The following is an 18,210-nucleotide window of genomic DNA, read 5'->3' as shown; positions in this document are numbered from 1 at the left end:
GGGCGGCGGGACCCGGTGTCCCGCCGCCCCTCGCACGTGCTCGTGGTGCTTTCGGATCAGACCGCCGGCGACGGGTACGTCGGGTACTCCACCCCGGAGACGTGCTGGACGACGCGGACGACCTGGCAGGAGTAGCCGAACTCGTTGTCGTACCAGAGGTAGAGGATGGCGTTGTCGCCCTCGACCTTGAGCGCGCCGGCGTCGACGATCGAGGCGTGGCGCGAGCCGATGAAGTCGCTGGAGACCGCGTCGGGGGCGCTGATGAAGTCGATCTGGCGCTTGAGCGGCGAGGTGAGCGACACCTCGCGCAGGTGGTCGAGGACGTCCTCGCGGGTCGTCTCGCGGGCCAGCTGGAGGTTGAGGATCGCGATCGAGACGTCCGGGACCGGGACGCGGATCGAGCTGCCGGTGATCTTCGCCTTGAGGTCGGGCAGCGCCTTGGCGACGGCGGAGGCGGCACCGGTCTCGGTGATGACCATGTTCAGCGGCGCCGACCGGCCACGGCGGTCCGACTTGTGGTAGTTGTCCAGCAGGTTCTGGTCGTTGGTGAACGAGTGGACGGTCTCCACGTGGCCGCGCAGCACGCCGTACTCGTCGGCCATCGCCTTCAGCGGCGGCACGATCGCGTTGGTGGTGCAGGACGCGCAGGACAGGATCTGCTCGTCGGGCTTGACGGTGTCGTGGTTGACGCCGTGCACGATGTTCGGGACGTCGCCCTTGCCCGGCGCGGTCAGGACGACCTTGTCGATGCCGGGGCGCAGGTGCTTCGACAGGCCCTCGCGGTCGCGCCACTTGCCGGTGTTGTCGATGAGGATGGCGTTCTTGATGCCGTACGCCGTGTAGTCGACCTGCGTCGGGTCGTCGGCGTGGATCACCCTGATCGCGTTGCCGTTGGCGACGATCGTGCTGTTGTCCTCGTCGACGGTGATCGTGCCCTGGAACTGGCCGTGCACGGAGTCGCGGCGCAGCAGCGAGGCGCGCTTGACGAGGTCCTGCTCCCCGCCGCCCCGGACGACGATGGCGCGCAGTCGCAGGCCGTTGCCCGAGCCCGCCTTCTCGATGAGCAGGCGGGCGACGAGGCGGCCGATGCGGCCGAAGCCGTACAGGACGACGTCGCGCGGCTCGCGGCGGTCGATCTTGTTCGCGCCGGTGGCGCCGGCGACGGCCTCGGCGGTGAACTCCGCCACCGACAGGCCGCGGTCGTCCTCCTTGTAGGTGGAGGCCAGCATGCCGACGTCGATCTGGGAGGGGCCGAGGTCCAGCGTGGTGAGGGCCTGGACGAAGGGGAGCGTCTCGGTGACCGACAGCTCGGCACCGGCGATCTGCCGGGCGAAGCGGTGGGTCTTCAGGATGCTGACCACCGACTTGTTCACCAGGGAGCGGCTGTGCAGCAGGACGGTGACGTCCCGCTCGCGGTGCAGCTTCCCGATCATCGGGATCATCGACTCCGCGATCTCCTCGCGGTTCTTCCAATTGGTGAACGAGTCCTCGTTGACAGTCACGTCTCTATCTTTCGAGCTAGGCGGCGCTCATATGCTAACCCCACCGCCTCTGTGATCGATCAAGTGGGCCCCTGGTTGATCAGATGAGTGCCGGGACGCGCCCGGTCCGCTCCGCGGCCGCACGTCTGTCAGTGCGCGGCGCCCCGGGAGCGGGCGACGTCCACCACGACACGGCCGTCCAGGACCTGCGCCCGGAACGGCAGCCGGGCCCGGACGCCGAGCCCGGGCTGCGTCTCGCCCTCGGAGCCGCCCGCGAAGCGGGCGCCCCGGAAGGCCGAGGCCGGAGGCGGGGTCCACGCGGACCGACCGGGCCACCTCCTCACGGTCGGCGTGGCTCTCCGGCGGGATCCCGTGCAGCGCGGCGACCGCGTCCCGCGAGGCGCCCGACCTGTGCGCCGCCTCGATCGGTTCGTCCTTGTCCGCGGGGAGGTCGACGTCCTCGACCGTGTCGACCACCTCGTGGGCGCTGGTGTGGTGGGACATGGGCACCCCTCCCGGTCCGCGGCTCGACTCCCGGAAGGCTTCCGGGCGACCGCCTGAGCCCCATTTCTCGCGTTCCGGCCGTTTCGCCCACGCGTCGTCGTCGCGGCCCCCGGTGCCCCGGACGGGCCCGACCGCGGGGCCGCGGGTCCCTCGAACAGGATTGCGCCGTGGGCGATCGGGTACGCGAGGCTGGACCGCGCCCGCGCCGATGATCCGCGCGGGCCCCATCCCACCGCCGCTACCAGGGAATCTGCCATGGAGACACCCGCGAACGACAGCCCCACCACACCCGCCCAGCAGGCACTGGACGCGCTCGCCGAGAACACCGAGGACACGGCGGCGCTCGACACGCTGGCGAGCAGCGAGGTGCTCGTGCCGGTACCGGACGACGCGAACGAGCAGGACGCCGCCGACCCCGGGATGCTGGCCCTGCCGGTGCTGGAACAGCAGGGCGGACGCCAGGTGGTGCCCGTGTTCACCTCGGAGCTGGAGATGGCCGACCTGCTGCCGTACGTCTCGCGCTACCGCATGGTGCCGCTCGGCGCGCTCGCCGCACAGTGGCCGGCCGACGACCTGTCGCTGTCCATCGACGCCGGCTCGGAGCACCGCCTGACGCTCACCTCGGAGGGCGTCCGCACCCTGCTGGCCCGCCCCTAGGGCCCGGCGCGCCGAGAGCGCGCACCTGACGCCGCGAAGCCCGCCCTCCGGGCGGACGGCGGGAGTTCGACGACAGGCCCTGGGGACGCCGGAGCCGGCTCGCCCCGGGCCAGGGAGTGTCGTGCGGATCGTGCCGGGGTCGCGGGGGCGGAACGCGCGTCCGCGGCGTCGCCGCCGGCCGCCGGGGCTTCTGCCCCGTCACCCTCCTCCGCCTCGCGGCCGCACGCGCCGGACCCCGCTCGGGCCGGCCGCAAGGCACCGCCGCCCGGAGCCGGACCGATCCGAACGGCATCCCCTAACGGTCGCCCAGCGTGCGGGCCAGCACGGACCGCTGCAGCGGCAGCACCTCGGCGTGCAGGTCGCGGCCCCGGCGGGTCAGGGCGACCCACACACCGCGCCGGTCCTCCGCGCACATGGAGCGCTCCACCAGCCCCTCCTTCTCCAGCCGCGCGATGAGGCGGGAGAGCGCGCTCTGGCTCAGGTGGACCCGGCCGACCAGGTTCTGCACCCGGCACTGGGCGCCTTCCTCCGGCGCCTCGGACACCAGGATGTCGAGCACCTCGAAGTCGCTCGCGCCCAGGCCGTGCGGGTGCAGCACGCGGTCGATCTCGCACATCGTGCGGGCGTGCACCGAGAGGATCTCCCGCCACCGTTCCTCGAGCCGCGCCCCGGCCGTCTTGGCTGCCATACCTGCACGGTAGCACCGGACGGAACGTTCGTTGATCGTGCAACTACTCGGGTGCGAGGAACGGTCCGCCCCGCCTCCGCCCGGCCGTGCTCAGGCCGAGCCGCGCCGCACCAGTTCCGTCGGCAGGATCACGGTCGCCGGGTCCTCGCCGCCGATCTGGGCCAGCAGCACCCGGACCATCTCGGCGCTGATCCGGTCCCAGGGCTGGCGGATGGTGGTCAGTTCGGGGCTGGCGGCGACCGCGGCGGGGGAGTCGTCGAACCCGCCCACCGCCACGTCCTGGGGCACCCGCCGGCCGGCCCGCTGCAACGCGGTCAGCACCCCCTGCGCCATCAGGTCGGAGGCCACGAACACGGCGTCCACGTCCGGGGCCTGCGCCAGCAGCCGCTCCGCGCCCGCCTCGCCGCTGGCCCGGCTGTAGTCGCCGGAGACGACGAGCCGCTCGTCGATCCCGACGCCCGCCTCGGTGAGCACCTCCTGGTAGCCGGCGAGGCGCTCCACACCGCCCGGGGTGTCCAGCGGTCCGGTGACCACACCGATGCGCCGCCGCCCCAGCGACAGCAGATGACGGACCATGTCCCGGGCGCCGTCGCGGTCGTCGGCGGCCACGTAACTCACCTTGGAACCCAGCCCGATCGGCTTGCCGCACGCCACCAGCGGCACCCCGGCCGCGCGAAGTTCCTCGGCGACCGGGTCACCGGAGCGGCTGGAGACCAGCAGCACCCCGTCGACGTGCCCTGCCGTGATGTACCGCGTGATGCGCCGCCGCTCGTCCTTCGTCCCCGCCAGCATCAGCAGCAGCGGCACGTCGTGCGCGGCCAGCGCCTGCGTGCAACCGCGCAGCAGGACGTTGAAGTTGGGGTCCTCGAAGAACCGCTCCTGCGGCTCGGTGAGCAGGAAGCCCACCGAGTCGGAACGCCCGGTGATCAGCGACCGGGCGTGCCGGTTGACGACGTAACCGGTCTTGCGGATCGCGGCGTCGACGGCCTCCCGCGCGGCCGGGCTGACGTAGTGCCCGCCGTTGAGCACCCGTGACACCGTGCCCCGCGAGACGCCCGCCTCGCGCGCCACGTCGTGGATCGTGGGCGGTCGGCGCCGTCCCCCCGTGCTGCTCATGGTCATGACTTTACGGCCCCGGAGAGCAGGTCGAGGTTCCAGAACCGCTGGACCACCAGGAACAGCGCGACCAGCGGGATCACCGCGAGGAACGCGCCCGTGACCACCAGCGTGTAGAGCGCCGGAGTGTTGGCCCCCTGTTCGAGCAGCGTGTACAGACCGAGCGTGATCGGGAACTTCTCGTCGTCGCTCAGCATGATGTACGGCAGCAGGAAGTTGTTCCACACGGCCACGAACTGGAACAGGAAGACCGTCACCAGACCCGGCACCATCATCGGCAGCGCGACCCGGACGAAGATGCGCCACTCGCTCGCCCCGTCCATCCGTCCGGCCTCCACCACGTCGGCGGGCACGGCCGCCGACGCGTAGATGCGCGCCAGGTAGACCCCGTAGGGGGAGAGGATCTGGGGGAGCAGCACCGACAGGTACGAGTCCGTGAGGTCCGCCTGCGCCAGCAGCAGGTACTGGGGGACGGCGAGAATCACGGGCGGCATCAGCACGCCGGCGAGCAGCACGTTGAACAGCGTCTCGCGGCCCCGGAAGCGGTAGACGGCCAGCGCGTAGCCGCTGAACGCCGACACGGCCGTCGACAGCAGGGCGCCGAGCCCGGCGTAGAGGGCGGAGTTGGCCATCCACCGCCAGTAGACGCCGTCGCGGTAGGCGTTCAGGTCGCCCACGTTGTCGGCGAAGCCCGTGCCCGGCAGGAAGGTGAAGGTGGAGAACAGCTCGCTGCCCGACTTGGTGGCCGCGATGACCACCCAGGCCACCGGCAGCAGGCAGTAGACCGCGCCGAGCAGCAGCGTGAGCGTCGGCACCAGCGCGGTGCGCCCGCGTCGCGGGGGACCCTGTGCGGTGCCGGGCGTGGTGCCCGCCGCCGGCTGTGCCTTGCGCACGGCAAGGGAACTCATCGTGCTGCCTCCTGCTTGTTGCGCCGGTTCGCCGCCCGCAGGAACCCGAAGGAGAGCACCAGAGTGGCGAGCGCGATGATCGCGGCCTGTGCGGCGGCGGCGTGGACGTCGCCCTTGCCGAAGGCGTCCTGGTACACCTTCATCAGCGGACTCCAGGTCGTGGAAACGGAGTTGGTGAGGGGCTTGAGGGTGGTCGGCTCGTTGAACACCTGGAGCGTGGCGATGATCGAGAAGAAGAACGTCAGCACCAGCGAGGGCGCCACCATCGGGATCTTGATCCGCAGCGCGATCTGCAGCGGGGAGGCGCCGTCCAGTTTCGCCGCCTCGTACACCTCGGCCGGAACGGCCCGCAGCGAGGTGTAGATGACGATCATGTTGAAGCCGGTGCCGCCCCAGACCGCGATGTTGGACAGGGCCAGGTACAGCGGGCCGCCGTCCAGCAGGTCCGGCTGCGGCAGACCGAGCCGGTCGAGCACGAAGTAGAAGGGACTGACGTCCGGCAGGTACAAAAAGCCCCACAACAGCGCCGCCACCACACCGGGGATGGCGTACGGCAGGAAGATCGCGAGCCGGGTGACGGGGGTGAAGCGCACCTTGTCGGAGTCCAGCATCAGCGCGAACAGCAGGGCGAGGCCCAGCATCACGGGCACGACGACGCAGCCGTAGCCGAGGACGCGCAGCGCACCGTCCAGCAGCTCGCTGTCGCCGAGCGCGTCGGCGTAGTTCCGGAAGCCGGCCCAGACCTCCTTGCGCGCCCCGGAGCCGAGGCCCAGCCCGGACACCTCCACCTTGCGGAAGCTGAGCCAGACCGCGTACCCGATGGGCAGCGCGAAGAAGAGCAGGAACAGGACGGTCGCCGGGACCAGGAAGGCGTACGGGGCGCTCCTGACCCCGTACGGCCGGCGGCGTGCGGTCGGGCTGCTCACCGGGCGACCTCGAAGCCCTGCTTCTCCAGGTCGGCGACCGTCTCCTCCTGCATGGTGCCGAGGGCGGCGGTGAAGTCCGACTTGTTCTTGGCGGCGGCGCCGAACGCGTCCTTGAAGGCCGTGTAGGCGACGTTGACGTTGGGGCCCCAGGCCGCGGGCGCCGTGGTCCTCGCGATCTCGGCGGCGCGGGTGTAGAAGTCCGGCTGGTCGGCGAAGTACGCCGGCGGGTTGGTGAAGGCGCCGCTGAGCTGGGCGGAGGTGGAGGCGGGGTAGATGCCGCCCTCCTTGGCGAGCGCGTTGAGCGCGTCGCCGTCGGTGTTCAGCCAGGCGGCGAACTTCGCGGCCGCCTCCTTGTGCTCGGAGTCGGTGGTGACGCCGGTGGAGGAACCGCCCCAGCTGCCGGTGCGGTTCTCGGCGGCCGACCACTGGGGGAGCGGGGCCATGGCCCACTTGCCCCGGGTGTCCGGCGCGGCCGTGGTCAGCGTGCCGGGCGCCCACACGGCGCTGACCCAGGCGATCTGCTTGCCGGTGTTGAGCGCCTTGTTCCAGGCCGGGGTGTACATCGGCTGGTTGTCGATCGCGCCCTCCTCGACGAGGCCGCCCCAGAAGCCGGCCACCTTCTTCGTCGCCGGGTCGTCGATGCCGACCTTCCACTTCTCGCCCTCGGTCGTCCACCACCGGGCGCCGGCCTGCTGGGCGAGGCCCGCGAAGAGGCCGGAGTCGTTGGCGGAGAAGGTGGTGAGGGCCTTGTCGGGGGCCGCCTTCTTCAGCTTGCGCGCGGTCTGGGCGAACTCGTCCCAGGTGGCGGGGACCTCGAGGCCGTACTTCTCGAACAGGTCCTCGCGGTAGTAGAACATCATCGGCCCGATGTCCTGCGGGACGGCGTAGACGGCGTCCGTGCCGAGCGTGGTCTGCTGCCACACACCCTCGGCGAACCTGTCCTCCACGCCGCCGACCTCGCCCGCTATGTCGGCGAGGGCGTCGTTGCTGACCAGCGTCGGCAGTGCCTGGTACTCGGCCTGGACGAGGTCGGGCGCCTGACCGGCCTTGTGCGCGGTGAGGATCTTGGTGACCAGGGTGTCGCCGGACGCCTGCTTCTTCACCGTGACGGTGATCTGCTCCTTCTTGCCCGGCCCCTTGTTCCACAGGTCGACGACCTTGTCCATGCCGGGCGTCCACGTCCAGTACGTCAGCGAGACCGGACCCGACTGCGCGTCGCCGCTGTCGTCGGAGGAGCCGCAGGCGGCGAGGGCGGTGGCACCGAGAGCGACGGCGACGGCGGACGCCGCCAGGCGGCGGCGCTTCGTGTACGGCATGGATCTCTCCCCTGACCTGGGGTCCTCGCCTGCTGCGAGGACCTGCCATGCTTCTGTGAGCGTTCACAGTAGAGAAACATCCCGGACACTTGTCAATGGTTGTTGCTGTGCGGTTATGTTGGCTCAGCGCCGCCCCTCAGGTGTGTGCACGTTCCCAATTGATCGATCACATCGGGAGACCATCCATGCCGGAGACCACCCCCAGGGGCCTCACCGGGCTCGCCTTCGGCGGGGACTACAACCCCGAGCAGTGGCCGGAGAGCGTCTGGCAGGAGGACGTCCGGCTGATGCGCGAGGCCGGCGTCACCATGGTGAGCGCCGGGATCTTCTCCTGGGCCCTGCTGGAGCCCGCCCCCGGCACCTACGACTTCGGCTGGCTCGACCGGCTCCTCGACCTGCTGCACGAGAACGGCGTCCGCGTCGACCTCGGCACCCCCACCGTCGCACCGCCCGCCTGGTTCTACCGGGCCCACCCCGAGGCCCTCCCGGTCACCGCCGAGGGCGTGCGCCACGAGTTCGGCTCCCGGGGGGCCATCTGCCACAGCAACGCCGACTACCGCGCCGCCGCGGCGAACATCACCACCAGGCTCGCCGAGCGCTACGGCGGCCACCCGGCGCTGGCGCTCTGGCACGTCCACAACGAGTACGGCGTCCCCGTCTCCGCCTGCTACTGCGACTCCTGCGCCGCGCACTTCCGCCGCTGGCTCGCGACGACGTACGGCACGGTCGACGCCGTCAACGAGGCCTGGGGCACGGCCTTCTGGGGCCAGCGCTACGCGGACCTCGACCAGATCAACCCGCCGCGCGTCACCCCGACGGCCGGCAACCCGGCCCAGGCGCTGGACTACAGGCGCTTCGCCGACGCCACCATGCGCGAGAACTTCCGCGCGGAGCGCGACATCCTGCACCGCCTCTCACCCGGTGTCCCCGTCACCACCAACTTCATGACCGCCCTCAGCCAGTGCGACTCCGTGGACTACTGGGCCTGGGGCCGCGAGGTCGACCTCGTCACCAACGACCACTACCTGATCACCGACGGCCGCCGCACCCACGTCAACCTCGCCATGGCCGCCGACCTCACCCGCTCCGTCGCGGGCGGCGCCCCCTGGCTGCTGCTCGAACACTCCACCTCGGGCGTCAACTGGCAGCCCCGCAACCCCGCCAAGGCGCCCGGCCAGATGGCCCGCAACTCCCTGGCGCACGTGGCCCGCGGTTCCGAGGGCGCCATGTTCTTCCAGTGGCGCCAGTCCCGGCGCGGCGCCGAGAAGTTCCACTCGGCGATGCTGCCGCACGGCGGCACCGGGACGCGCGTCTGGCGCGAGGTGGTCGAACTCGGTGCCTCGGTCGGCTCGCTGGACCCCGTCCGCGGCACCCGCACCGAGGCCGACGTCGCGATGCTCTGGGACTGGCACTCCTGGTGGGCGCAGACCCTCCAGTGGCGCCCCAGCGAGGACCACGACCCGCGCGAACGCGCCGACGCCTTCTACGAGGCCCTCTACGACCGTCACCTCACCGTCGACTTCGCCCACCCGGAAGCCGACTTGTCGTCCTATCCCCTCGTCGTCGTCCCCGCCCTGTACCTGATGACGGAGGCGGCCGGGAACAACCTGCGGGAGTACGTGGAGAGGGGCGGAACCCTGGTCGTCTCCTACTTCTCCGGCATCGTCGACGAGCACGACGCCGTCCACGAGGGCGCCCACCCCGGTGCGCTGAGGGACGTGCTGGGCCTGACCGTCGAGGAGTTCTCGCCGCTGCTGGCGGGCGAACGGGTGCGGATCACGGGCCCCGACGGATCCGAGACGAGCGGCGACGTGTGGACGGAGTTCGTCGTCCCGCGCGGCGCCGAGCCGGTGTGGACGTACGCCGACGGCCTGACCGCCGGCGGGCCCGCCGTCACCCGGCACCGCCTGGGCGAGGGCACCGCCTGGTACGTCTCCACCCGCCTCGGCGCCGAGGGCCTGGACGCGGTCCTCGGCCGGGCGTCGGAGGACGCGCGCGTCCCCGCTCGCGCCGGCCTGCCCCGCGACGTCGAAGTGGTGCGCCGCACCGGCGGGCCGGGCACCTTCCTGTTCGCGGTCAACCACACCGCGTCGGACGCCGAGGTGCCCCTGGACACCCACGGCACCGAGCTGCTGACCGGGGAACGCACCGCGGGCCCCCTCACGGTCCCGGCCGGGGCCGTACGGGTCGTACGGCTGGACGGCTAGACCTTCCCTCCCCCCTCCCGGGCCTGCGCCGGGGAGGGGCCGGTGCCGGACACGGCGGCCGGAGTCCCGGACGGCGGGGCCCCGGCCGCGGGACACGTGGAGGGAGGCGGCACGGGGGCCCGGAGGGAGGGCGGGATGCCGAGGACTCCCGTGCGCGGTACGCGTCTCGACGTCCTGGAGCGGCTCGAGGACCCGGTCGCGCACTTCCCGCCGCAACGCCGCCCGGACGCCCTCGCGCACGGTGTCGACGCGGGCCTCGTCGCCGCGAAGCCCGGCGTGCCGCGCCGGGCGGCCGGGAGCCTCCTGCGCCGGCTCGTCGCCCTCGGCCTGATGCGCACCAGCAGAATCCGCCGGCGCACCCACCACCGGCGCGACGAGGGCCGGACCGCCGAAGCGCCGCGCCTGTCCGAGAAGGGCCGGCAGCCCCCGGACCGCTCCCCAAGTGACCCGGGCGGGGCTCCGGCGTTAGGCTGGCGGGCAGCCGCGGCCGGTGCGCGCGGCGCGGCGGTGGGGCCCGCCGTACCCGAACCGCGGCACAGGTGCCGCCAACGGTCCCTACTTGCGAACGGGGGCACCCCCATGCCCGGCGAGTAGGAGACGCACGACCATGACAGTCCCGGACACGGACAGCCCCGGCGGTCTGCGCCCCGCGGCGCCCCGGCGCCCCGCCCGGCTCGCACAGGCACCGGTCGTCGCGGTCGTGGCGCTCGGCGGCGGCCTCGGCGCCACCGCGCGCTACGCGGTCTCCCTGGGATGGCCCACGCACACCGGCGGCTTCCCCTGGGCGACCTTCTGGGTCAACGTCACCGGCTGCGCGGTGATCGGCGTGTTCATGGTCGTCATCACCGACGTGTGGGCCGCCCACCGCCTCGTGCGGCCCTTCTTCGGCACCGGTGTGCTCGGCGGCTTCACCACCTTCTCCACCTACGCCGTCGACAGCCGGCAGCTGTTCGCCACCGGCCACGTCCGCACGGGCCTGGCCTACCTCGCCGCGACCCCGCCCGCGGCCCTCACGGCGGTCGGCCTCGCCGCATGGGCGACCCGCCGCGTCCTGAAGCGGAGGCAGCCATGACACGGCTCACCGGCAGCGCCCTGCGCCTGACCGTCCTGGTCGGCGAGAACGACACCTGGCACCACCGGCCCCTGTACTCGGAGATCGTCCACCGGGCCCACCGGGCGGGCCTCGCCGGCGCGAGCGTCTTCCGGGGCATCGAGGGCTTCGGCGCCTCCTCGCTGGTCCACACCACCCGGCTGCTGTCCCTGAGCGAGGACCTGCCGGTGGCCGTCGTGATCGTGGACACCGAGGAGCGCGTACGGGCCTTCCTGCCGCAGCTCGACGAACTCGTCACCGAGGGCCTGGTGATCCTCGACGACTGCGAGGTCATCCGGTACGCCGGCCGCGAGAGGACGCCCGGTGGTCCGGGCGCGAGGGACCCGAAGGAAGAGGAGTCGTCGTGAACTGGCTGCTGGTGGCCGCGGGCGCCATGGTCGGCGCCCCGCTCCGCTACCTCACCGACCGCGCCATGCAGTCCCGGCACGACTCGGTCTTCCCCTGGGGCACCTTCGCGGTCAACGTCGTCGGCTGTCTCGTCCTCGGCGTGCTGACCGGCGCGGCGCTCGCCGGAGCCGCCTCCTCCCGCCTCCAGCTGCTGCTCGGCACCGGCCTGTGCGGCGCCCTGACGACGTACTCGACCTTCTCCTACGAGACGCTGCGGCTGACCGGGACGGGCGCCCGCCTGCACGCCGCCGTCAACGTGGCGGCGAGCGTGGCGGCCGGCCTCGGCGCGGCCTTCGCGGGGGTGGCACTGGCCGACGCGCTCTGGGGGTGAGACGGCGCGTCGCCCCGCGGGCGGGAGGACCGGCCCGTCCGCGACTGCCGTCCGCGCCCGCCCCGGGCAGAACGGGACCCCCTGAGCGTCATCGGCATCGGCCGCGCGGTCGTCGAGAAGGCGACCGGCTTCCGGCCCGTCTCCTCCACCGGTCACCTCGAGACCGTCGAGGGGCTGACGGGCCTCCCGGTCGTCGTCGGCCCGGCGGCCGAGCCGCCGGGCCGAGGCCCCCTCGCCTCGCCGCGGGTGGTCGCGGGCTCGCCGATCGCCGGCAGCGGCGTCATCGGGGTGGCGGACCGGACCGGCCGGCCGTCGGCACGGTCGTGTCCCTCGGGGTGGCCTGCGCCTCCACCGCCCGGCTGCCGGGGTTCGTCGCCGAGCACTGCACTCCTTTGACGCCCTCGTGATCCACCGGATCGTGGCCGGCGTCCTGCTGCCCGGACCGCTCGGCACGGACGCGCTGCACGGCCGGCCGCCGCGCGCCGGTCCCGGCCGGCCACGCGCCTCAGCGGGCGTCGCGCAGCGGCTCCCCGACGCTCCTCATGTGCCGCAGGGCCTCGCGGTGCGAGGCGAGCAGCCCGGTCTGGTGGTAGGGGACGCCCAGCTCGGCGCAGTACCGCTCGGTGATGACCTGGGCCCCGGCGAGGGCGGGCGTCGGCATGCTGGGGAACAGGTGGTGCTCGATCTGGTAGTTGAGGCCGCCCATGAAGGCGTCGATGAAGGCACCGCCCCGCACGTTGCGTGAGGTGAGGACCTGCCGGCGCAGGAAGTCGAGCCGCGTGCCCTCCTCGATCATCGGCATGCCCTTGTGGTTGGGCGCGAAGACCGAGCCCAGGTAGATCCCGAACAGGCCCTGGTGCACGGCGATGAAGGCGAGCGCCCTGCCGGGGGAGAGGACCGCGAACAGGCCGCCGAAGTACAGGACGAAATGGGCGACGAGCAGGGTTCCCTCCAGCACCGGCCGCTTCATCGACGGGCTGCGCAGCGCCTTGAAACTGCTGAAACTCAGATTGAGTCCTTCCAGCGTCAGCAACGGGAAGAACAGGGCGGCCTGGTGCTTTCCGAGGAAACGGGGAAGGCCCGTGGCCCTGCTCGCCTGGCGCCGCGACCAGACCAGGATGTCGGGGGAGACGTCCGGGTCCTTCTCCTCGTGATTGGGATTGGCGTGGTGACGGGTGTGCTTGTTCATCCACCAGCCGTAGCTCATGCCCAGCAACAGGTTGGCCACCAGCAGACCGCCCGCCTCGCTCGGGCGGCGCCGTGAGAAGACCTGCCGGTGGGCGAGGTCGTGGGCGGCGAGCCCGAGCTGGCCGAAGACGACGGCCGACGCCACGGCGACGGCCAACTGGCTCCAGCTGTCCCCCAGGACGACGAAGGCCGTGACGACGCCGGCGAGCGCGAGGGCGACGGCGCCGAAACGCACCGTGTAGTACAGCGGGCGGCGCCGGAGCAGCCCCGCGTCGGCTATGCGCCGCGACAGCTCGGAGAAGTCGCTTCCTTTTCCGTTCTCTTTCCCGCTTCCTTTTCCGTTTTCTTTTCCACCGGCTCTTTCGCTTCCCCCTTCCTTCTCATGGGCGGACGACGTTTCGATGAGTACCGTGGGATTGGCCATGCGCTCCAGTATGTGAAGGGCCGTCCGTCCGCAGAATGACGTCAGCCCCCGAAGGGGGGTGCGGCTGACCCCACCCCCCGCACGCCGGGCCGCACCCGGGGGAAGAAGATGGTGACCATGAGTACGCCGACGACCTTCCAGCCGGTCCTGGAGCGCATCGCCGAGGAGATCGCGCGGACCCCCGGCAGCGGCCGGCCCGCCGACTACATCCCGGCGCTCGCCGCCTGCGACCCGCGCCGCTTCGGCATGGCCGTCGCCGAGCCGGACGGCACGGTGTACGGCGTGGGGGAGTGGCGGGAGCCGTTCTCCGCGCAGTCCATCACCAAGGTCTTCACCCTCGCCCTCGACCTGGCCCGCGAGGGCGACGCCCTGTGGGAGCACGTGGGGCGCGAACCGTCGGGCAACCCGTTCAACTCCCTGGTGCAGCTGGAGTACGAGAACGGCATCCCGCGCAACCCGTTCATCAACGCGGGCGCCCTGGTCGTCACCGACCGGCTGCACACCCGCACCGGCGACGCGGCGGGCGAACTCCTCGCCTTCCTGCGTGCCGAGAGCGGCAACCCGGACCTGACCTTCGACGAGGAGGTCGCCGCGTCCGAGACCACCCACGGCGACCGGAACGCCGCCCTGGGCCACTTCATGGCGTCCTACGGCAACATCGACAACCCGGTGCCGGTCCTGCTGGAGCAGTACTTCCGCCAGTGCTCCGTCGCCGCGTCCTGTGCCGACCTCGCCCTCGCCACCGGGTTCCTCGCCCGGCACGGGGTCCGCGCCGACGGCACCCGGCTGCTGAGCCGCAGCCAGGCCAAGCAGGTCAACGCGGTGATGCTGACCTGCGGGACGTACGACGCGGCCGGCGACTTCGCCTACCGGGTGGGTCTGCCGGGCAAGAGCGGGGTCGGCGGCGGCATCATCGCGGTCGTGCCGGGCCGCTGCACGCTGTGCGTGTGGAGCCCCGGTCTGGACGAGCGGGGCAACTCGGTCGCCGGGGTGGCGGCCCTGGACCGCTTCACCACGCTGACGGGACTGTCGGTGTTCTGACCCGGGTCCGCCCGGTCAACTCCGTTCCGCCCGAACCGCCTTGATCCGCAGGACCAGTGCCATGGCGCCCGCGCCGAGCCCGGCCGCGCCCAGGATCGCGCCGGTCTCCTGCCATCCCGGCTCGTCCCGGACCGGCTCCGCGGCCGCCGTCGCGGGCGCGGCCCCGGGGCCCGGCCGCGACCGGACGCCCCCGGGGTCCAGCGAACCGACCGGGTCCACCCGGCCGGCGGCGCCGAACCCCCAGTCGAGCAGCGAGCGGGCCTCCTCGTACACGGCGTACCCGCCGCCCTCCTGGGGGTTCATCACGGTCACCACCAGGGTGCGCCCGTCGCGCCGGGCGGCGGCGACGAGCGTGTTGCCGGCGTCGCTGGTGTAGCCGTTCTTGATGCCGATCAGCCCCGGATAGGGCTCCACGCCGTCCGCGCCCGTGAGCAGCCGGTTGGTGTTCATGATCCCGTACGAGTCGCCGTCGCCGTCGGGGAACATCGCGTCGATCCTGGAGCAGTACCGCGCGAAGTCGGGGTTGCGCAGTCCGGCCCGCCCGAAGACCGCCAGGTCGTAGGCCGAGGAGACCTGGCCCGGGGCGTCGTAGCCGTCGGGTGAGCGGACGTGCGTGTCGTGGGCGCCGAGGGCGCGGGCCTCGGCCTGCATCCGGGCGGTGGTGGTGTTCCAGCCGCCGACGAGCGAGGCGAGGACGTGGACGGCGTCGTTGCCGGAGTTGAGGAACACGCCGTTCCAGAGGTCGGAGACCCGGTACGTGCGCCCCTCCACGACCCCGACCAGACTGCTGCCGGGCCCGATGTCCGACAGTTCCTCGGTACTCACCCGGTGGCTGAGGCCGCCCGGCAGGGCCGGCAGCACCGTGAGCGCGAAGAGCGTCTTGAGGGTGCTGGCGGGCGGGAGCCTGCGGTGCGCGTCGTGCGCGGCCAGCACCTCGCCGCTGCCGGCGTCGGCCACCACCCAGGCCAGGGCGGAGACATCGGGGACCTCCGCCGCGCCGGGGCGGAGCCGGACCTGGGTGCCGGAGCGGTACAGCAGGGACGCCTGCGGTGCCGTGGCCCGTGGCCCGCCGGGCACACCCGGGTCCGGCCGCACGACGCGGGCGGCCGCGGCGGCGGGCATGAGCGTCAGCAGGCCCGCCACGCAGAGCACACAGGTGGACCGAGTTGTCCGGGATGAAAATCCGATAGTCATACCGCAAACGTAGGAAGGGGACCGCGCGACGCCACGCTGCCCGGGCCGAGCCGCGCCCGCGACCACCCGGATGGCCGCGACGGGCCCGGACGCCGGCGGACCACTGTCCGTCGGCCCGTCAGCCGGAGGGCAGCGTCGGCCGGACGTCCCGCAGGAACGTGGCGTTGTCGGGGGTCCGGCGCATCCGTTCGAGCAGTGTCTCCAGACCGGACTGTCCGTCCCGGGTCCCCAGGGCCCGCCGCAGACCCCGTACGGCCGTCGACTCGGCGTGGGAGAGCAGGAGTTCCTCGCGGCGGGTGCCGGAGCCGGCCAGGTCCACGGCCGGGAAGACGCGGCGGGAGGCGAGCTCCCGGCTGAGCCGCAGCTCCATGTTGCCGGTGCTCTTGAGCTCCTCGAAGTAGAAGTCGTCCGCGCGCGAGCCGGTCTCCACCAGCGCGGTGGCGAGAACGGTGAGCGAGCCGCCCTCCTCCGCCTTCCGGGCGGCCCCGAAGAACCGCTTGGGCCCGAGCAGCGCACCGGCGTCGACACCGCCGCTGAGCGTGCGGCCGCCGGAGGCGGCGGCGTTGTTGTGCGCCCGGCACAGCCGGGTGAGGGAGTCGAGGAGGATCACGACGTCCTCACCGGCCTCGACGAGGCGCTTGGCCCGCTCGATCACCAGGTCGGCGAGCGCGATGTGGTGTCCGGCGCTCAGGTCGAACGTCGAGGCGTACACCTCGCCCCGGACGGAGCGCCGCATGTCGGTGACCTCCTCGGGCCGCTCGTCGAGCAGCACCACCATCAGGTGCGCCTCGGGGTGGTTGCCGGCGACGGCGGCGGCGATCCGCTGGAGCAGGACGGTCTTGCCGGTCTTGGGCGGGGCGACGATCAGGCCGCGCTGGCCCTTGCCGACCGGGGCGATCAGGTCGGCGACGCGCCCGGCCGGCCCGGCCGCGGGGTGCTCCAGGCGCAGCCGCTCGTACGGGTGCAGCGGGGTCAGGTCCCGGAAGTGCCGCCGTCCGCCGGGACCCGTGGGCACACGCCCGTCGACCCGGACGACGCCGGTCAGGGCGCGGCGGTCGCCGAGCACGCCCTCGACCAGATCGCCCTTGCGCAGGCCGTGCCGGCGGACCAGCGCGGGGGAGAGGGTCGGGTCGGACGGTTCGGGCAGCAGGTTCTCGCCGCGCAGGCGGCCCCTGCCTCCCGCGTCGATGTCGAGGACACCGGAGGCGGTCTCGGCCGGGGACTGCTGCACAGGGGGAGGTTCGAGTGTGGTGGTCATGGTGTTCGGTCCTTTCACGGACGCGGGCATGAGACATGCGGGAGGAAGGGGGAGAAGCCGTGCGAGGGGGCGGACGACGCCCTGAGGACGGCGGGGAACGGCACCTCGGACGCCAGGGGGGAAGACCCTGTTCACGAGGGTGTGCCGGGAAGCGGACGCGCCGGTCGTGCCAGGACGGGCGGGTCGGCGAACCGAAGGGGGGAAGCGCACCGGCGCCCGAAGAGGTCCGAGGGCCTCGAAGGAAAAGGGAGGGCGTACACAGGTGCTGAGGGCACTGTACCACCACGAGCGGTGGAGTGGGGGAGCGGGGCGGCCGGACCGCCGCGCTCCGCACGGCGCGGCGGGCGCCGCGGAGGTTCCGCGCCGATCGGCCCGGAGCCCCGCCGGGCCGCTGCGCCCGGCGGGGCTGGGAGCCTCAGGGGCCCGTCAGGCGCTCCCGGTCTCCTCGGCGATCCGCTCGAACTGCGCCGCCATCGCGGCCTGCAGCGCCTGAGCGCCCGACAGCGGGCGCACCATCACGGTGAGTTCGGCGATGCGGCCGGCCTCGTCGAGGCGCAGGAAGTCGCAGCCGCCGATCTCCCGGTCGCCAACCCGCGCGCTGAACATGAGCGCGTGGTCGCGGCCGTCCTCCTCGCCGATCACCCGCTCGTACCGGAAGTCCTCGAAGACGCGCTCGACCGCGCGCAGGATCGCCGTCGTGACCGCCTTGCCGCGGTACGGCTTGAACACGACCGGGCTGGTGAAGACGACGTCCTCGGCCAGCAGTGCCTCGACGGCGTCGATGTCGTGCGCCTCGACGGCCGCGCGGAATGCGTGCATCGCCCCTCCTATTAAACTATTTGAATAGGTGTGCAGGAGAGTAGTCATTCCTTGCTAGCGTGTCGACATGTCTCTCAAGTACGCCGTCCTGGCCGCCCTGCTGGAGGGCGAGGCATCGGGTTACGAGCTGTCCAAGGTCTTCGACGTCTCGCTCGCCAACTTCTGGCCCGCCACACCCCAGCAGCTCTACCGGGAGCTGGACCGGCTCGCGGGCGAGGGGCTGATCGAGTCCCGGACGGTGCCGCAGGAGCGCCGGCCCACCAAGCGCCTGTTCTCGCTGACGCCGGCCGGCCGGGAGCGGCTGAGCGCCTTCGCCGCCGAGCCGACGCGGCGTCCCACCGCCGTCCGCGACGAGTTCCTGATCAAGATGCAGGCCATGGACGGCATCGGCCCCGAGGAGGTCCGCGCGCTGGTCGAGGAGCGCAGGTCCTGGGCCCTGGGCAAGCTCGCCCGCTACGAACGCGTCCGCGAGCGCCTCCTCGACGGCCGCGCGGAGGACGAGTACCTGCGCGACGCGGACCGCGTCGGCCCCTACCTCACGCTGGCCGCCGGGATCACCTTCGAACAGGAGAACGTCCGCTGGTGCGAGCGCGTCCTCGACGTGCTGGAACGGCGTGCTCCCGCCGGGGCGGCCCGGCGGGTCCGGGGCTGACC

Annotated in this window: 18 protein-coding genes and 3 pseudogenes; 9 read left to right on the top strand and 12 right to left on the bottom strand. The window is 72.6% G+C overall.

Annotated features, from left to right (window positions below; all coding sequences use genetic code 11):
- Positions 1-56: 56 nt before the first annotated feature.
- The 3 genes and pseudogenes from ACZ4V6_RS10205 to ACZ4V6_RS10195 all read right to left on the bottom strand — a co-directional run.
- A complete protein-coding gene (locus tag ACZ4V6_RS10205) occupies positions 57-1,502 on the bottom strand; it encodes a glyceraldehyde-3-phosphate dehydrogenase (RefSeq protein WP_467824701.1) in 1,446 nt (481 codons plus the stop codon).
- Between the two features lie 128 nt (positions 1,503-1,630).
- Positions 1,631-1,780 (bottom strand): annotated as a pseudogene (locus tag ACZ4V6_RS10200) (AMIN-like domain-containing (lipo)protein); the annotation flags it as partial.
- A gap of 91 nt (positions 1,781-1,871) precedes the next feature.
- A pseudogene (locus tag ACZ4V6_RS10195) lies at positions 1,872-1,985 on the bottom strand (DUF2795 domain-containing protein); the annotation flags it as partial.
- Between the two features lie 255 nt (positions 1,986-2,240).
- On the opposite strand from ACZ4V6_RS10195, the gene ACZ4V6_RS10190 reads away from it, so the two are divergent.
- Complete coding sequence (locus ACZ4V6_RS10190; protein WP_467824698.1) at positions 2,241-2,642, top strand: SseB family protein; 402 nt, start codon at positions 2,241-2,243, stop codon at positions 2,640-2,642.
- A 295-nt stretch (positions 2,643-2,937) separates the two neighbouring features.
- Here the strand turns inward: ACZ4V6_RS10190 and ACZ4V6_RS10185 are convergent, their stop codons facing one another.
- The 5 genes from ACZ4V6_RS10185 to ACZ4V6_RS10165 form a co-directional block, all read right to left on the bottom strand.
- Positions 2,938-3,330: a MarR family winged helix-turn-helix transcriptional regulator gene (locus ACZ4V6_RS10185; RefSeq protein WP_467824696.1), complete on the bottom strand. Its 393-nt coding sequence runs from the start codon at positions 3,328-3,330 to the stop codon at positions 2,938-2,940.
- A 90-nt stretch (positions 3,331-3,420) separates the two neighbouring features.
- Positions 3,421-4,452, bottom strand: a complete 1,032-nt coding sequence (locus tag ACZ4V6_RS10180; RefSeq protein ID WP_467824693.1) for a LacI family DNA-binding transcriptional regulator — start codon at positions 4,450-4,452, stop codon at positions 3,421-3,423.
- Positions 4,449-5,354 (bottom strand): carbohydrate ABC transporter permease, encoded by a 906-nt coding sequence (locus ACZ4V6_RS10175; protein WP_467824691.1) that lies wholly within the window; start codon positions 5,352-5,354, stop codon positions 4,449-4,451. Before ACZ4V6_RS10175 ends, ACZ4V6_RS10180 begins: the two co-directional genes overlap by 4 nt.
- Positions 5,351-6,280 (bottom strand): carbohydrate ABC transporter permease, encoded by a 930-nt coding sequence (locus ACZ4V6_RS10170; RefSeq protein ID WP_467824688.1) that lies wholly within the window; start codon positions 6,278-6,280, stop codon positions 5,351-5,353. Before ACZ4V6_RS10170 ends, ACZ4V6_RS10175 begins: the two co-directional genes overlap by 4 nt.
- On the bottom strand, positions 6,277-7,596 hold the full coding sequence (locus tag ACZ4V6_RS10165; RefSeq protein ID WP_467824685.1) for an ABC transporter substrate-binding protein: 1,320 nt from the start codon (positions 7,594-7,596) through the stop codon (positions 6,277-6,279). The genes ACZ4V6_RS10170 and ACZ4V6_RS10165 overlap by 4 nt, the downstream gene beginning before the upstream one ends.
- A gap of 185 nt (positions 7,597-7,781) precedes the next feature.
- Between ACZ4V6_RS10165 and ACZ4V6_RS10160 the strand changes: the two genes are divergently transcribed.
- The 6 genes and pseudogenes from ACZ4V6_RS10160 to ACZ4V6_RS10135 form a co-directional block, all read left to right on the top strand.
- Complete coding sequence (locus ACZ4V6_RS10160) at positions 7,782-9,803, top strand: beta-galactosidase (protein ID WP_467824683.1); 2,022 nt, start codon at positions 7,782-7,784, stop codon at positions 9,801-9,803.
- A gap of 135 nt (positions 9,804-9,938) precedes the next feature.
- On the top strand, positions 9,939-10,397 hold the full coding sequence (locus tag ACZ4V6_RS10155) for a hypothetical protein (RefSeq protein ID WP_467824681.1): 459 nt from the start codon (positions 9,939-9,941) through the stop codon (positions 10,395-10,397).
- Positions 10,398-10,410: 13 nt separating this feature from the next.
- Complete coding sequence (locus ACZ4V6_RS10150) at positions 10,411-10,875, top strand: fluoride efflux transporter FluC (RefSeq protein ID WP_467824678.1); 465 nt, start codon at positions 10,411-10,413, stop codon at positions 10,873-10,875.
- On the top strand, positions 10,872-11,261 hold the full coding sequence (locus tag ACZ4V6_RS10145; protein WP_467824676.1) for a DUF190 domain-containing protein: 390 nt from the start codon (positions 10,872-10,874) through the stop codon (positions 11,259-11,261). The genes ACZ4V6_RS10150 and ACZ4V6_RS10145 overlap by 4 nt, the downstream gene beginning before the upstream one ends.
- Positions 11,258-11,632 carry a fluoride efflux transporter CrcB gene (crcB, locus tag ACZ4V6_RS10140; protein ID WP_467824674.1) on the top strand — a complete coding sequence of 125 codons (375 nt, stop codon included), beginning with the start codon at positions 11,258-11,260 and terminating at the stop codon, positions 11,630-11,632. Before ACZ4V6_RS10145 ends, crcB begins: the two co-directional genes overlap by 4 nt.
- Before the next feature lie 81 nt (positions 11,633-11,713).
- A pseudogene (locus tag ACZ4V6_RS10135) lies at positions 11,714-11,941 on the top strand (hypothetical protein); the annotation flags it as partial.
- 196 nt (positions 11,942-12,137) lie between these two features.
- Here the strand turns inward: ACZ4V6_RS10135 and ACZ4V6_RS10130 are convergent.
- A complete protein-coding gene (locus tag ACZ4V6_RS10130; protein ID WP_467824672.1) occupies positions 12,138-13,244 on the bottom strand; it encodes a fatty acid desaturase family protein in 1,107 nt (368 codons plus the stop codon).
- A gap of 117 nt (positions 13,245-13,361) precedes the next feature.
- On the opposite strand from ACZ4V6_RS10130, the gene ACZ4V6_RS10125 reads away from it, so the two are divergent.
- On the top strand, positions 13,362-14,285 hold the full coding sequence (locus ACZ4V6_RS10125) for a glutaminase (RefSeq protein WP_467824669.1): 924 nt from the start codon (positions 13,362-13,364) through the stop codon (positions 14,283-14,285).
- 15 nt (positions 14,286-14,300) lie between these two features.
- Here ACZ4V6_RS10125 and ACZ4V6_RS10120 read toward each other — a convergent pair whose 3' ends face one another.
- The 3 genes from ACZ4V6_RS10120 to ACZ4V6_RS10110 all read right to left on the bottom strand — a co-directional run bounded on the left by ACZ4V6_RS10120 (position 14,301) and on the right by ACZ4V6_RS10110 (position 17,556).
- A complete protein-coding gene (locus ACZ4V6_RS10120) occupies positions 14,301-15,479 on the bottom strand; it encodes a D-alanyl-D-alanine carboxypeptidase family protein (RefSeq protein ID WP_467824666.1) in 1,179 nt (392 codons plus the stop codon).
- Between the two features lie 118 nt (positions 15,480-15,597).
- Positions 15,598-16,737: a transcription termination factor Rho gene (rho, locus tag ACZ4V6_RS10115; RefSeq protein WP_467824664.1), complete on the bottom strand. Its 1,140-nt coding sequence runs from the start codon at positions 16,735-16,737 to the stop codon at positions 15,598-15,600.
- A 426-nt stretch (positions 16,738-17,163) separates the two neighbouring features.
- Entirely contained in the window at positions 17,164-17,556 is a 393-nt protein-coding gene (locus ACZ4V6_RS10110; protein WP_467824663.1) for a nuclear transport factor 2 family protein, read from the bottom strand.
- Positions 17,557-17,623: 67 nt separating this feature from the next.
- Between ACZ4V6_RS10110 and ACZ4V6_RS10105 the strand changes: the two genes are divergently transcribed.
- Positions 17,624-18,208 (top strand): PadR family transcriptional regulator, encoded by a 585-nt coding sequence (locus ACZ4V6_RS10105; RefSeq protein ID WP_467824660.1) that lies wholly within the window; start codon positions 17,624-17,626, stop codon positions 18,206-18,208.
- The last annotated feature ends 2 nt before the right edge of the window (positions 18,209-18,210 follow it).

This window comes from Streptomyces sp. NPDC029152, assembly GCF_055564355.1.
The sequence above is the reverse complement of the archived record's forward strand: the minus strand, read 5'-3'. Positions and strand labels throughout refer to the sequence as shown.

Excerpts from the sequence above, each read along its gene's own strand:
- ACZ4V6_RS10190 (WP_467824698.1), top strand. The coding sequence starts at position 2,241 with ATGGAGACACCCGCGAACGACAGCCCCACCACACCCGCCCAGCAGGCA.
- ACZ4V6_RS10185 (WP_467824696.1), bottom strand. The coding sequence starts at position 3,330 with ATGGCAGCCAAGACGGCCGGGGCGCGGCTCGAGGAACGGTGGCGGGAG.
- ACZ4V6_RS10180 (WP_467824693.1), bottom strand. The coding sequence starts at position 4,452 with ATGACCATGAGCAGCACGGGGGGACGGCGCCGACCGCCCACGATCCAC.
- ACZ4V6_RS10175 (WP_467824691.1), bottom strand. The coding sequence starts at position 5,354 with ATGAGTTCCCTTGCCGTGCGCAAGGCACAGCCGGCGGCGGGCACCACG.
- ACZ4V6_RS10165 (WP_467824685.1), bottom strand. The coding sequence starts at position 7,596 with ATGCCGTACACGAAGCGCCGCCGCCTGGCGGCGTCCGCCGTCGCCGTC.
- ACZ4V6_RS10160 (WP_467824683.1), top strand. The coding sequence starts at position 7,782 with ATGCCGGAGACCACCCCCAGGGGCCTCACCGGGCTCGCCTTCGGCGGG.
- ACZ4V6_RS10155 (WP_467824681.1), top strand. The coding sequence starts at position 9,939 with ATGCCGAGGACTCCCGTGCGCGGTACGCGTCTCGACGTCCTGGAGCGG.
- ACZ4V6_RS10150 (WP_467824678.1), top strand. The coding sequence starts at position 10,411 with ATGACAGTCCCGGACACGGACAGCCCCGGCGGTCTGCGCCCCGCGGCG.
- ACZ4V6_RS10145 (WP_467824676.1), top strand. The coding sequence starts at position 10,872 with ATGACACGGCTCACCGGCAGCGCCCTGCGCCTGACCGTCCTGGTCGGC.
- ACZ4V6_RS10130 (WP_467824672.1), bottom strand. The coding sequence starts at position 13,244 with ATGGCCAATCCCACGGTACTCATCGAAACGTCGTCCGCCCATGAGAAG.
- ACZ4V6_RS10125 (WP_467824669.1), top strand. The coding sequence starts at position 13,362 with ATGAGTACGCCGACGACCTTCCAGCCGGTCCTGGAGCGCATCGCCGAG.
- ACZ4V6_RS10120 (WP_467824666.1), bottom strand. The coding sequence starts at position 15,479 with ATGACTATCGGATTTTCATCCCGGACAACTCGGTCCACCTGTGTGCTC.
- rho (WP_467824664.1), bottom strand. The coding sequence starts at position 16,737 with ATGACCACCACACTCGAACCTCCCCCTGTGCAGCAGTCCCCGGCCGAG.
- ACZ4V6_RS10110 (WP_467824663.1), bottom strand. The coding sequence starts at position 17,556 with ATGCACGCATTCCGCGCGGCCGTCGAGGCGCACGACATCGACGCCGTC.
- ACZ4V6_RS10105 (WP_467824660.1), top strand. The coding sequence starts at position 17,624 with ATGTCTCTCAAGTACGCCGTCCTGGCCGCCCTGCTGGAGGGCGAGGCA.